The 12,272-nt window shown below is 69.4% G+C and carries 13 protein-coding genes, 3 pseudogenes and 2 riboswitches; of the genes and pseudogenes, 3 read left to right on the top strand and 13 right to left on the bottom strand.

Going from position 1 to position 12,272, the window contains the following annotated elements; all coding sequences use genetic code 11:
• Together AB0D57_RS45760 and AB0D57_RS45755 are read right to left on the bottom strand one after the other, a co-directional pair.
• Positions 1–406, bottom strand: a pseudogene (locus tag AB0D57_RS45760) (IS6 family transposase); the annotation flags it as partial.
• Between the two features lie 19 nt (positions 407–425).
• A pseudogene (locus tag AB0D57_RS45755) lies at positions 426–599 on the bottom strand (transposase family protein); the annotation flags it as partial.
• 183 nt (positions 600–782) lie between these two features.
• Here AB0D57_RS45755 and AB0D57_RS45750 point away from each other — a divergent pair.
• A complete protein-coding gene (locus AB0D57_RS45750; protein WP_362088426.1) occupies positions 783–1,598 on the top strand; it encodes a chitosanase in 816 nt (271 codons plus the stop codon).
• A 66-nt stretch (positions 1,599–1,664) separates the two neighbouring features.
• On the opposite strand, the gene AB0D57_RS45745 is transcribed toward AB0D57_RS45750, so the two are convergent.
• From AB0D57_RS45745 to AB0D57_RS45715, 7 genes are all read right to left on the bottom strand, one after another.
• A complete protein-coding gene (locus tag AB0D57_RS45745; RefSeq protein ID WP_362088428.1) occupies positions 1,665–2,996 on the bottom strand; it encodes a nucleobase:cation symporter-2 family protein in 1,332 nt (443 codons plus the stop codon).
• A gap of 343 nt (positions 2,997–3,339) precedes the next feature.
• Positions 3,340–4,737 carry an 8-oxoguanine deaminase gene (locus tag AB0D57_RS45740; protein WP_362088424.1) on the bottom strand — a complete coding sequence of 466 codons (1,398 nt, stop codon included), beginning with the start codon at positions 4,735–4,737 and terminating at the stop codon, positions 3,340–3,342.
• Positions 4,738–4,846: 109 nt separating this feature from the next.
• Positions 4,847–5,758: a factor-independent urate hydroxylase gene (pucL, locus tag AB0D57_RS45735; protein WP_362088422.1), complete on the bottom strand. Its 912-nt coding sequence runs from the start codon at positions 5,756–5,758 to the stop codon at positions 4,847–4,849.
• Between the two features lie 5 nt (positions 5,759–5,763).
• Positions 5,764–6,171 carry a hydroxyisourate hydrolase gene (gene uraH, locus AB0D57_RS45730; protein WP_362088420.1) on the bottom strand — a complete coding sequence of 136 codons (408 nt, stop codon included), beginning with the start codon at positions 6,169–6,171 and terminating at the stop codon, positions 5,764–5,766.
• The gene (uraD, locus tag AB0D57_RS45725) at positions 6,168–6,686 is read right to left on the bottom strand and encodes a 2-oxo-4-hydroxy-4-carboxy-5-ureidoimidazoline decarboxylase (protein ID WP_362088418.1); all 519 of its coding nucleotides are present in this window, start codon (positions 6,684–6,686) and stop codon (positions 6,168–6,170) included. The genes uraH and uraD overlap by 4 nt, the downstream gene beginning before the upstream one ends.
• A 185-nt stretch (positions 6,687–6,871) precedes the next feature.
• Entirely contained in the window at positions 6,872–7,240 is a 369-nt protein-coding gene (locus AB0D57_RS45720; RefSeq protein ID WP_362088416.1) for a helix-turn-helix domain-containing protein, read from the bottom strand.
• Positions 7,237–7,488 (bottom strand): hypothetical protein, encoded by a 252-nt coding sequence (locus AB0D57_RS45715; protein ID WP_362088414.1) that lies wholly within the window; start codon positions 7,486–7,488, stop codon positions 7,237–7,239. Before AB0D57_RS45715 ends, AB0D57_RS45720 begins: the two co-directional genes overlap by 4 nt.
• Before the next feature lie 297 nt (positions 7,489–7,785).
• Positions 7,786–8,020, top strand: a riboswitch (cobalamin riboswitch).
• Between the two features lie 43 nt (positions 8,021–8,063).
• Between AB0D57_RS45715 and AB0D57_RS45710 the strand changes: the two are divergent.
• Both AB0D57_RS45710 and AB0D57_RS45705 read left to right on the top strand, forming a co-directional pair.
• Positions 8,064–8,471 (top strand): annotated as a pseudogene (locus AB0D57_RS45710) (5-methyltetrahydropteroyltriglutamate--homocysteine S-methyltransferase); the annotation flags it as partial.
• 65 nt (positions 8,472–8,536) lie between these two features.
• The gene (locus AB0D57_RS45705; protein ID WP_362088412.1) at positions 8,537–9,127 is read left to right on the top strand and encodes a histidine phosphatase family protein; all 591 of its coding nucleotides are present in this window, start codon (positions 8,537–8,539) and stop codon (positions 9,125–9,127) included.
• A gap of 83 nt (positions 9,128–9,210) precedes the next feature.
• Here the strand turns inward: AB0D57_RS45705 and AB0D57_RS45700 are convergent, their stop codons facing one another.
• The 4 genes from AB0D57_RS45700 to AB0D57_RS45685 form a co-directional block, all read right to left on the bottom strand.
• Positions 9,211–9,558, bottom strand: a complete 348-nt coding sequence (locus tag AB0D57_RS45700; protein ID WP_362088410.1) for a hypothetical protein — start codon at positions 9,556–9,558, stop codon at positions 9,211–9,213.
• Between the two features lie 152 nt (positions 9,559–9,710).
• The gene (locus AB0D57_RS45695; RefSeq protein ID WP_362088408.1) at positions 9,711–10,469 is read right to left on the bottom strand and encodes a CbtA family protein; all 759 of its coding nucleotides are present in this window, start codon (positions 10,467–10,469) and stop codon (positions 9,711–9,713) included.
• Between the two features lie 20 nt (positions 10,470–10,489).
• Positions 10,490–10,711 carry a CbtB-domain containing protein gene (locus AB0D57_RS45690; protein ID WP_362088406.1) on the bottom strand — a complete coding sequence of 74 codons (222 nt, stop codon included), beginning with the start codon at positions 10,709–10,711 and terminating at the stop codon, positions 10,490–10,492.
• A gap of 35 nt (positions 10,712–10,746) precedes the next feature.
• Positions 10,747–10,888: riboswitch (cobalamin riboswitch) on the bottom strand.
• 564 nt (positions 10,889–11,452) lie between these two features.
• Positions 11,453–12,094, bottom strand: coding sequence for a superoxide dismutase (locus AB0D57_RS45685; RefSeq protein ID WP_362088404.1), 642 nt, complete (start codon positions 12,092–12,094; stop codon positions 11,453–11,455).
• Between the last annotated feature and the right edge of the window lie 178 nt (positions 12,095–12,272).

Raw genomic sequence — 12,272 nt, 5'->3', positions numbered from 1 at the left:
GCCGGGTGGGTTGGTGGCTGTTCTCCGCCCGGTTGTTCAGGCCCTTGTGCGAGCGGTGCTCAGCCGAGGGCATGACCTCACGGCGGGCTGCGCCACAGGAGCGAAGCTTGTCCGTGACGATCACCCGCGGGACCGCGCGCGTCTTCTTCATCAGCCGGCGGAAGAACCTCCGGGCTGCGGCCTTGTCCCGGCGGCTCTGCACGAGGATCTCAAGCACGTTGCCGTCCTGGTCGACGGCCCGCCATAGGTACTTCCGCTCCCCGTTGATCCTGATGAACACCTCGTCCAAGTGCCACTTGTCCCCGGATCGGGGCCGGCGGCGGCGCAGTCCGTTCGCGTAGGCCTGTCCGAACTTCAGACACCAGCGGCGGACCGTCTCGTAGGAGACGATCACGCCGCGCTGGAGCGCAGCGCCGTTGCAGGACCCGGCGCACGGTGGCCTCTGCTGGGGCGGTCGGGCCGGTGGGTTCACGGCTCGGGCCGCCGAGGGCGGCGAGCACGGTGGCCGGTGCGTCCGCGGCCCACTCCGCGATCGCACTCAGAGACTTCGCGCCAGCCAGCACCGCGCAGGCGGCCAGGGCGAGGACGAAGGCGACCAACCTTCGTCGCTACGTGGTCGATTGGATCAGGCGGACCGTCCACGCAAAGCGCTCGGCTGGACACCCGCCGAGCGCATGCGTGGACTCCTCCCTCCTCCCTGACGGGTATACGTCAATCACATTCTCTGGTAGGAAACTTTCCTAACAGAACGCGGGAACGACACACTCCCCCTCGGAGGTACCGTGCACACCCCCCACATACGCACGTCACGCCGCACGCTGCTCGCCCTGATCGGAGCTTCACTGGTGGCAGGTCCGGTCATCGCGACCCAGTCCGCGACCGCCGCGCCGGCAGGTCTGGACGACCCGGCGAAGAAGGAGATCGCCATGAAACTGGTGTCCAGCGCGGAGAACTCCTCGCTGGACTGGAAGGCGCAGTACGGGTACATCGAGGACATCGGCGACGGGCGCGGCTACACCGCCGGGATCATCGGCTTCTGCTCGGGCACCGGCGACATGCTCGACCTCGTCGAGCTGTACGCGCAGCGCAAGCCCGGCAATGTCCTCGCGAAATACCTGCCCGCCCTGCGCAACGTGGACGGCACCGATTCGCACGAGGGCCTGGACCCCGGCTTCCCGGGCGACTGGAACAGGGCCGCCCAGGACTCGGCGTTCCAGCAGGCCCAGAACGACGAGCGCGACCGCGTGTACTTCAACCCCGCCGTCCGGCAGGGCAAGGCCGACGGCATAGGCGTCCTCGGCCAGTTCACGTACTACGACGCCATCGTGATGCACGGCGACGGCGGCGACAGCACCAGCTTCGGCAACATCCGCAGGCGGGCCCTGTCCAGTGCCCGGCCGCCTGCCCAGGGCGGCGACGAAGTGACGTATCTGAACGCGTTCCTCGACGCGCGCGTCTGGGCGATGAAGCAGGAGGCGGCACACGAGGACACCAGCCGGGTCGACACCGCGCAGCGGGTCTTCCTGCGAAACCGGAACCTGAACCTTGACCCGCCGCTGGACTGGCAGGTGTACGGGGACAGTTACCACATCGGCTGACCGGGCCGGGGGTACGGCGGAGGGCGCGACACCCCTGGGTGCCGCGCCCTTCGTATGCCCGAGTCGTCAGTGGGCCGGGACCGCCTTCAGGTCCTCGCCCGCCTCCATGGGGTGGGTCACGTCGTCCGCGTCCTGCCCCTTGCCGAGGTGGTTGAAGACGAGGTTGAGGACCACGGCCGCCACACACCCCGTCGAGATCCCCGAGTCCAGGACGATCTTCGCGGTCTCCGGGAAGGCGTGGTAGAACTCCGGCGCGGTGATCGGGATGATGCCGACGGCCAGCGATACGGCGACGATCAGGACGTTGTTGTCCTTGTCCAGGCCCGCTCGTACGAGGGTCTGGACACCGCTGGCCGCGACCGAGCCGAAGAGGACGACGCCCGCGCCGCCGAGGACGGGGCGCGGTACGACAGCGATCAGCGAGGCGGCCATGGGGCACAGGCCCATCAGCACCAGGAAACCGCCGCCGGTGGCGACGACGTACCGGCTGCGGATCCTTGTCATCGCGACCAGGCCGATGTTCTGCGCGAAGGCGCTGCACATGAAACCGTTGAAGAGCGGGCTGATCGCCGAGCCGAGGGTGTCGGCGCGCAGGCCCGCCGCGATGGTCTTCTCGTCGGCGGGACGCTCGACGATCTCGCCCAACGCCAGCATGTCCGCGGTCGATTCGGTCATCGAGACCACCATCACCACGCACATCGAGACGATCGCGGCGACCTGGAACTGCGGGGCGCCGAAGTGGAACGGGTCCGGGAAGCCGACGACGTCCGCGTCGGCCACCGGAGCGAAGTCCGTGACACCGAACGGGATCGCGACAAGCGTGCCGATGACGAGGCCGAGCAGTACGGCGATCTGCTTGACGAAGCCGCGGGTGAAGCGGCGCAGGAGCAGCACGATGACGAGGGTGGCGGCGGCCAGGCCCAGGTAGGTCGTCGAGCCGTAGTCGTCCGCCGCGGGGTCGGGTCCCTGCGCCCATCCGAAGGCGACCGGCAGCAACGAGATGCCGATGAGGGTGATGACGGTGCCGGTGACGACGGGCGGGAAGAAGCGGATCGCCTTGCTGAAGAAGGGGGCGGCTATGAAGCCGAGGACGCCCGCGACGATGACCGCGCCGAAGATGACCGGCAGCGCGTCGCTCTTGTCCTTGGCGGAGGCGACGACCGCGGTCATCGGGGCGACGCCCGCGAAGGTGACGCCGTTGACGAACGGAAGCCTGGCGCCGATCTTCCAGAAGCCGATCGTCTGCAGGAAGGTGGCGAGGCCCGCCGTGAACAGGCAGGCGCCGGTGAGGAAGGTCAGCTCGGTGGCGGTCAGACCGACGGCGGCGCCGACGATCAGAGGTGGGGCGACGACTCCGGCGTACATGGCGGCGACGTGCTGGAGGCCGCTGGTCGCCATCTTCAGGGGTGGGAGTTTTTCGTCAACTGGATGCCTGGGCTGGTCAGTTGGTTGTGCATCGGTGCTGGGCTCGGGCTGCTGGGCGGCCACGGCGGCTCCTCCGGTCGGATACACGTCGGCGTTGACGCGGTGTTCAGGGAGGTGATGCGCGGTCATGGGGGACCCCCGCGCGAGCGAAGCCGAGCGTGGGGGTGGGACCGGGACGAAGACCGTTCAGAGGGAACGGGGACCGTTCCGGGGCGCGCACGTCCCTGCACGCCCCGGACACGGCCGCCATGGACCCCACTCGGGTCCATGGCTACCGGCCGAGGGCCGTCCCCCTCGGCCGGAGATCTTCAACTGTTCAGGCCTGCGCGGCGATCCGCGCCAGGCGCTGTGCCTGTTCCCGCGTGGAGCGGGCGACGGCGTCCTCGTCGACGTGCAGCAGGCGGCTGTCCTCGACGACCGGTCTGCCGTTGACGAGGGAGAGCGTGACCGGGGCCGCGGCGCCGAAGACCAGGGCGGTCACCGGGTCGGCGATCGAGGCGTGGGCTAGGGTGTCCAGCTTCCACAGCACGAGGTCGGCGAGCTTGCCCGGCTCCAGGGAGCCGATCTCCGCCGCCCTGCCCAGGACTTGGGCTCCGCCGTAGGTGCCCAGGCGCAGCGCCTGACGGGCGTTCAGGGCGGCTTCCCGGTGCGCGCCCAGGCGGTTGATGAGGAGGGCGTTGCGCAGTTCGGTGTGGAGTTCGCCGGACTCGTTCGACGCGGTGCCGTCGACGCCGAGGCCGACCGGGACGCCGGCCGCGAGCAGGTCGGGGACGCGTGCGATGCCGGCGGCCAGACGGGCGTTGGAGGACGGGCAGTGGGCCACGCCCGTCTTGGTGCGGGCGAAGGCGGCGATGTCGGAGTCGTTCATGTGGACGCAGTGCGCCATCCAGACGTCCTCGCCGAGCCAGCCCGTCGACTCGAAGTACTCGGTCGGGCCCATCCCGAACAGCTCCTTGCAGAACTGCTCCTCCTCGACGGTCTCCGAGCCGTGCGTGTGTAGCCGTACGCCCTTGCGACGGGCCAACTCGGCTCCTTGCCGCATCAGTTCGGTGGACACGGAGAACGGCGAGCAGGGCGCGACGGCGATCTGTGTCATCGCGCCGAAGGAGGCGTCGTGATGCTCGTCGACGGTCGCCTCGGTGGCGGCGAGCGCCCCTTCGAGGGTCTCGACGGCGAAGTCCGGCGGCAGCCCGCCGTCCTTCTCGCTGCGGTCCATGGAGCCACGGGCGAGGGTGAAGCGGACGCCCGTCTCGCCGGCCGCGCGGATGATGGCGCCGGACAGGTCGCCGGAGCCCTTCGGGAAGACGTAGTGGTGGTCCATGGCGGTGGTGACACCGCCACGGGCCATCATGGCGAGGGAGCCCTGCGCGGCGGAGTACACCATCTGCTCGTCGATGCGCGCCCAGGTCGGGTAGAGCGCGACGAGCCAGTTGAAGAGGTTGTGGTCGGTGGCGAGGCCGCGGGTGATCCACTGGTAGAAGTGGTGATGCGTGTTGACCAGGCCGGGGGTGGCCATGTGACCGGTGCCGTCGATGCGGCGTACGACGTTCTCCAGGCCCTCCGGAGCCCTGCCCGCGCCGACGGACTCGATGCGGTTGCCCACGACGACGACATGGCCCGAGGCGTACTCGGTGTCGCCCGCGTCGACCGTCGCGATCGCACAGTTCTCGATGACGATCCGCTGGGTGACTGTGGCGTCTGCCGCTGCTGCCATGGTGCTTCTCCTTCTTCGTTCGGTGGGGTGGGCACGGCAGGACCCTGGGAGATTTGAGTGCCGCGGCTGTCGACGCCACGGGTGCCGCAGAAGGGGATACCTGAGGGTTTCAGAGGTTGGTGAGGTCCACGGGGATCTGCGGCTCGCAGCCGTCGCGCAGGACGGTGGCCTCGATCAGACCGTAGGGACGGTCGGCCGCGAAGTAGACGGCCCCGTCGGCGGTATCGTTCTCAAGCCCGAACGGCTTGAGGTCGACCAGGAAGTGATGCTTGTTCGGGAGGGAGAAACGGACCTCGTCGATCTCGCCGCGGTGCTCGATGATGCGCGAACCCATTTGGTAGAGGGTCTGCTGCAACGACAGGGAGTACGTCTCCGCGAAGGCCTGGAGCATGTGCTTCCTGACCTGGTCGTAGGACTTCTCCCAGTCGGGCATCCGCTGCTCGTCGCCGCTCCAGTTGAAGCGCCAGCGGGCGGAGACCTGGGTGGCCAGGATGCGGTCGTACGCCTCGGGGAGCGTCGTGTACTTGTCCTTGACGTAGCCCCAGAATTCGGAGTTGGTCGAGTTCATCACGGTCAGGTCCTTGAGGCCGGAGACGACCTCCCACGACTCACCGTCGTACGTGATCTGCGTCAGCCGGGTTTCCTGGCCCTTTCGTACGAACGAGTGCTTGACGTCGTCCGCGTCGGAGGTCTCGATGCGCTCCCAGGCGTACTCCTCGATGCGGATACGGGCCTGGTGGATCGAGTCCTGACTCGTGACGAAGTGGCGGGCCAGGTGGATGCCGAACCGCTCGGCGGACTCGATGCCGTGCTCCTTGGCGAACGCGTACACCGTGTTCTTGGTGGTGTCGGTCGGCAGCACGTTCGCGTTCGAGCCGGAGTAGTGGACCTCGTCCATGTCGCCGCTCAGCGACACCGACACGTTCAGGTCCTTGATGTGGTGGGTGGCACCGTCCCGCGTGATCTTGACGACGCGGTTCTCGGCCTTGCCGTACTGGTTCTGTCCCAGAAACGTCGGCATGTCTGCTAGCTCCCTCGGTAAACGGAGTAGCCGAACGGGTTGAGCAGCAGCGGCACGTGGTAGTGCTCGCCCGGCGTGACGGCGAAGGTGATCGCCACCTCCGGGAAGAACACTCCGCTCGCACCGCTGTCCCGATTCGCGGGGGCGTCCTGCTGCGCATCGGCTTGCTTGTTCTCGGACTTCTCGAAATACGCCTCGACCTCGAAGTCGAGCCGTACGTGTGTGGTCCCCTCCGGCAGGGCCGGGAGGTCCTTGCACCGCCCGTCCGCGTCGGTCGCGGAGCCGCCGAGCGGCTGCCAGTCCGCGTCATGCCCCGCGCGGGCCGCGAGCCGGACGGCGACGCCCTCGGCGGGGCGTCCGACGCTGGTGTCCAGGATGTGCGTGGACACGGACGCTGTGGTGTCGGTGCTCATGCCTCATCTTCCTGCTGTACGAGAGGGGACAGACGGATACGGTTGATCTTGCCCAGTTCGGAGCGGACGATCTCGCGCTCCTGCTCGGGCGAGTTGCCGATCCGGTCCTTGACCGCGTCGCGCATCTGCTCGCCGGTGCGGCCGGTGGCGCAGATCAGGAAGACGTGACCGAACTTCTCCTGGTAGGCCAGGTTCAGTTCGAGCATCTCCGCCTTGAGGTCCGCGGAGGCGCCGGCCATGCCGCGCTGCTCCCGGGAGGAGGTCGGGTCCCCGGGCTTCGGCCTGCCGATCGGCGGGTGCCCGGCCATCGCCTCCGCCAGGTCGGCGGTGGTCAGCTCGGCCATGACGGCCTCGCTCGCGGCGAACAAGGCGTCCGGGGTGGCGTACGGGCGACGGGCGAGCAGCCCGCGCACCCACGCCGAGGAGGCGCACACCTCGTGGAGGGCGGCGTAGGCCGCCTGCTCCTCCAGGGCGTTGAACCGGGCGAGACTGCCGGGTGTCGTACTCGAAGTCACGGGAAGCCTCCGTGGCCTTGTGCTGGACGGGCTGCGGCCAGCTAACGCCCTCCGAAACACCACGTCAACACTTTGTTGAAAACTTCGAGTAACAAAAACCGCCGCCCGGGGAGTCCGGACGGCGGCGGGTCACACGGGCACGACGGCGCGGCGCGAGAGGGCGCCCATCCTGGCGTTTTCGCTGGTCAGGAGTCCTTTTCGCGGTTGAGGTAGTTGTAGACGGTGAAGCGGCTCACGCCCAACGCGCTCGCCACCGTCTCCACCCCGTGCCGCACGGAGAAGGCGCCACGGGCCTCGAGTATCCGCACGACCTCCTGCTTGGCCTTGCGGTCGAGATCGGCCAGCCGCTTGCCCCGCTTGCGCTCCAGGGCGGCCAGGATGTGATCGAGCGAGTCGGCCAGCTGCGGCAGCCGTACGGCGACCACGTCCGCGCCCTCCCAGGAGAGCACGACGTCGTCGGGTCCGGCCTGGTCCGGCGCCACCATCTCACCGCCCATGGCGTCCACCAGCGGCTTGACCGCCGTAACGAAGGGATCGTCCCCGACACCGGTCACTTATCGCCCTCCCCGACCACGTTCACCTGCAACGAGACCCGGGTGGCGCCCGCCTCCAGAGCCTTGCGCAGCAGCGCGTCGACCGCGGTGAGCACCACGTCCGCACCGCCCTCCGCGGTATTGCCGAACGGGCCGACGTCCACGGCGTCCAGTTCGGCCGCCTCAATGACCTCGCGGGCGACCAGCGCGTGCGGGGGCGCCTCGTCGAGGTCGAAGGGTTCGGTCGTGAACTCCACTCTCAATCGCACTGTGCCCCCATGGCATCGGATCTGATCTGCGCGCTCTCTCACCCAGCGTCATCGCAGCGTTGGTGTGCCCCAGTCGCTGGGACACGACCTTAACGGACTACCCCACGGCAATCAGCAGCGATGCATACGCGTACCGAAGGGCATGCGCCCCTGTGCTCGACCAGGCCGGGCCGCACACAGGGTGACCGGCGGGCCGCCCCGGTACCCGCCCGCCGTCGGTTCACGCCCGCCCATCGCATGGCTCATCTCACCCTCCGAATGCTGGACGTGCCGCGGCACGCTGTCAGCCGCTCCCCTAGGCTGGCCGGCGCAGCTGGTTCGCCCCGTCCGCCAGGCGGGATGCGTCGTAAGAGGGAACCCGGCGGGAATCCGGGACTGCCCCGCAGCGGTGAGCGGGAACGACCGCCGTCATACGCACTGGGCCCGACGAACGGGCCTGGGAAGCGACGGCCAGTAGGTGTCTCGTACGACGGTTTCGTACGACGGGACGTGCCCGCGAGTCCGAAGACCTGCCAACTGCCCGCGTACGAACGATGCGTGCGCGGACATCCCGGTGACCTCGTGGGCGGGTCGGCGACGAGCCCGCCCTGCGCGAGACGCTGCCGCTGCGGGCAGGCGACCGCCCGGCCTACCTGGCCTGGGCCACCGAAGCGTTCCGGCTCAGCACGAGCGGAGTGCGGCCGGACACGCAGATCAGCCTGGAGGCGGCCCGCTCCCACATGCAGGTCGCCCGCGAACTGGCCGCCCACGGCTACCCGCGCGAGGCCGGACCGGGCGTCTACGACATCCACTCCCCGCGTGCGCCGAGCACGGAGGAGGCAGCCGCCCTGCTGCGCAAGGGACTTGAGGCCATCCCCGCCGAACGGCTGTGGGTGAATCCCGACTGCGGCCTGAAGACCCGCGCCTGGCCCGAGACACGTGCCTCACTGGAGAACCTGGTCGCCGCCGCCCGCACGGTCCGCGAGGAAATCTCCCTGTCCTGACACCGGGACCGCAGGTCGGGGAGGGTAGAGCCGCACACCATGACCGCACCAGGAGGAGCCACCCAGTGACCAGCCGTGTCACCTTCATCTCGCCCGCGACGAGCCGGTCGCTGCGGCAGGCCCGCTTCGACGACGGCGGCTCGATCGACGACGCGGGAGCAGCCCGGGCCCGCGCGGCGGCAGGATCGCTGCCCCGGGCCGTCCGTGTCGTCGCCTCGCCCGGTGTGCGGTGCCGTGAGACGGCAGCGGCGCTCGGTCTGCGTGGTGAGGACGCGCCGGGGCTGGCGGCCCTGGATGTGGGCCGCTGGCGGGGCCTCACGCTCGACGAGGTCGGCGCCGCCGAACCGGAGGCGGTGGCCCGCTGGCTCGCCGACCCCGCCTCGGCGCCCCACGGCGGGGAGTCGGTCCAGGACGTGTGCGCCCGGGTCGGGAGCTGGCTGGACGCCGCGGCGGAGTCGGACGGCCGTACGCTCGCCGTGGTCGAGCCGGAGGTCGTACGGGCAGCCGTCGTCCACGCCCTGGGCATGTCCGCCGCGGCCTTCTGGCGGCTGGACGTGCCGCCGCTGACGGCAACGGAGCTCAGTGGACGGGCCGGGCGCTGGAACCTGCGGCTGGGACGCCCGCTGGACGTACCGGAAACCATCGCCGACCTTTGAGCCACAACGGTGGGCAGCGCGCCGCACGAGCGGGCCGGCAGGCTGGAGCGGTGGGCGGGGCGGCGGGCTGTCGCCGCGGTGGTTCAGGAGGCCGGGTCCCGGTGGCGGCGCAGCAGGTCCGCTATCGCGCAGCGCAGGCAGTCGGCAGCCGTGTCCGACTGTGTGGCGCCGACGGCGGGCCACGGGGGCGGGCATGCCGTCGGTGCCTGCCCGCCCCGCTCAAGGCAGACCGCGGGGGCCCCGATCAAGGTCTCCAGTTCCTGGAGGAGCTGTTCGGTGCGCTTCGCCTTGTGGGCGAGCACCCGTACCCGGGCGCTCTGGCCGCCGATCTGCCGTCGGCTGGCGATCAGCTGCTCGTACTCCTCCACCGTCAGGGCGACCGCCTCACGTCCGCCGAGGGTGATGTGGCGCGGCTGGGGTCGTCTGGCCACTCGGTTCCTCCGCTCCTCACCCGGGTGGTTCCCGTCCAATCGGTCCGTTCCGTGCGTCATGTCCTGTCCGTGGTCCGATGGCGTGGGTGCCCGGAAAACGCGAGAGGGCCCCCGGATGGTTCCGCGGGCCCTCACTCGTGTGGCGGGTCACGTCAGTTGGGCGCGGCGACCGGCCGGCCCGCGGCGACCGTCGCAGGCCTGGGATTCAGCAGCCGCTCGGCCAACTCGCCGAAGACGAGGCCGAATCCGCCCCACAGGGTGACCTGCATGGCCAGTGCGGAGAGGCGGAACCGCCACAGCACGGTGGCCGGGAAGTCGTTCGGCACCTCGTTGACGACGGGCAGGAACGCGTACGCGAGCCCGATCACCAGGGCGAAGGCGGCCACCGCGGCGACGGTGGCGTACCAGGTGCCCAGCTTCGGTGCGAGCCGCTTGCCCAGGAGAGTGGCGGCGATCGCGAGAAGGACGCTGAGCACCATCATCAGGAAGTACAGCGTGGTCCGCTTGCCGATGGTGTCGCCGTTGCCGACCGCCGGCGGGTTGGCCGGGTACTTCAGGAACGGAACCACGTAGACCGCGAGCAGAGCGCAGCCGGACAGCAGCAGCGCGGTGGCCCGAGGGCTGAAGCGGCCGATACGGCCGAGCGCGAAGCAGTAAGCGAGGGCGGCGATGCCGCCGAAGGCGACCCCGTAGATCAGGACGCCGGTGGCCAGGCCCGCGGTGGACTGCAGGGATCGGGAGACGATCTCCACCTCGTGCTCGTGCGCGGGGGCGTGGGCCTCCTCGAAGCCGATCGCCTTGTCGACATTCGGTTCACCGAGGAAATAGGCGGCAATCAGGGCGAGTACGCCGGCGCCGAGGCCGGCGAGCATGCCCCGCACGAGAAGGTTTCTCACTGTTGCGGAGTTCATGAGTGCTGGTTCCCCTCGGGTCAGTGGCAGGGGAAGCCGAGCAGATGGCGGGCGTCGTGCACCCATTCATGGACGTCCTCGCCGGAGACGACGGACATGGCGCCCTGCTCGGCGCCGACGAAGTACAGCAGGACCAGCATCAGGATGCCGAAGAAGACCGCCCACGGGACGATCGCGCCGATCGGCAGCTTGGCGGGGAGAGCGGGGGTGGTGGCGGTCGACGGGGCGACATGCTGCGCCATGGCAGGGCCTCCTCTGGGAGTTCGCGTCCCATATCGGTGGTGCACTGGACGACGGCTACGGGTCTGACTCGCCCCCCTCTCGCAAAAGGGGTGGCACACAGTGGCGCGACCGTTCCGGATTCCCACCGGCTTCCGTCTTGCCGTCGTCGATATGGCACCGACGGTACCGCGTGGCGGGTACATGGCCAAGACCAGGCACCTGGCGTGATCTGCTTCTCTCGCGCCGGACGGCTAGGGCCTGTCCGGCGGATCAAGTCGGAGGGAAGCAGTGGTGCCTTGTCGGCGCAGGTGAGTGGGGTCTGGTGCGTCGAGCTGCAAGGCGGAGGAGGGCGTCGACGCGATGGGGGTCCCCCCGCTCGAGCGAAGCCGAGAGTGGGGGAGTCGGCAACCGACGACAACGCCGCAGATCGGCGTGCCAGACCCCGCGTCTCCGGCATGATCCGCCGGACAGGCCCTAGGGGCCCCGGTGGCGGCGAACAGGACCCGACTCCCCTCCCCCACGCGGGAGTCGGCGTCGCCGTCTGCCACCGAACCCGCCAAGCCCGGCCTGGTCCCGTACGCCGTGGCCGCAGGAGCTGACCTCACTCGCCACGGTGACTGGCTCACCTGCTTGGTCGCGAGCTGAAGCAGCAGAAGGGCTCCCGCACGTCACGTCCTTGCGGGAGCCCTTCGCTGTGCTGCCTGCCACGTGAAGGTTGAGAAGACGATCACAAGGCAGGGCATCATGCCTGCGCTACGGCGTCACGGCGCGAGCAGCAGGCTGTCGCCGCGCTCCTTGGCGGCGGCGTAACGCCGGGCCACGTCCTGCCAGTTGACGACGGCCCACATGGCGTCGATGAAGTCGACCTTCTGGTTCTTGTACTGGAGGTAGAAAGCGTGCTCCCAGGCGTCGAAGACGAGGATCGGGGTCGAGCCCTGGCCGACGTTGCCCTGGTGGTCGTAGACCTGTTCGACGATGAGGCGGCCGCTCAGCGGCTCGTACGCGAGGACGCCCCAGCCGGAGCCCTGGGTGGTCGCGGCGGCCTTGGTGAGCTGCGCCTTGAAGCCGGCGAACGAGCCGAAGGACTCGGCGATCGCGTCCGCGAGCTCGCCGACACCGTCCTTGTCGAGGGGCTCGCCGCCACCGTCGCCCGTCATGTTGTGCCAGTAGATGGAGTGCAGGATGTGGCCGGAGAGGTGGAAGGCCAGGTTCTTCTCCAGCCCGTTGATCGAGCCCCACGACTCCTTGTCGCGTGCCTCCGCGAGCTGCTCCAGCGTGTCGTTCGCACCCTTCACGTACGCCGCGTGGTGCTTGTCGTGGTGCAGCTCGACGATCTGCGGGTTGATGACCGGCTCGAGCGCCGCGTAGTCGTACGGAAGCTCCGGGAGCGTGTAAACCGCCATGTCCAACATCCTCCGGCCTTGTTATTGCAACTAGTACGCAACTGCACGCTAACAGCAAGATGAGGCCGCCGCCGATCAGGCATTAGGGCCTGTCCGGCGGATCAGGTCGCAGGGAAGCAACGGCGCCTGATAATCGCCGGTGCGCGGGGCCTGGTGCGTGCAGTTGCAAGGCGGAGGA

This window comes from Streptomyces sp. NPDC048275, assembly GCF_040652275.1.
Taxonomy (GTDB): domain Bacteria; phylum Actinomycetota; class Actinomycetes; order Streptomycetales; family Streptomycetaceae; genus Streptomyces.
This window is presented reverse-complemented; position numbering and strand designations above follow the sequence as displayed.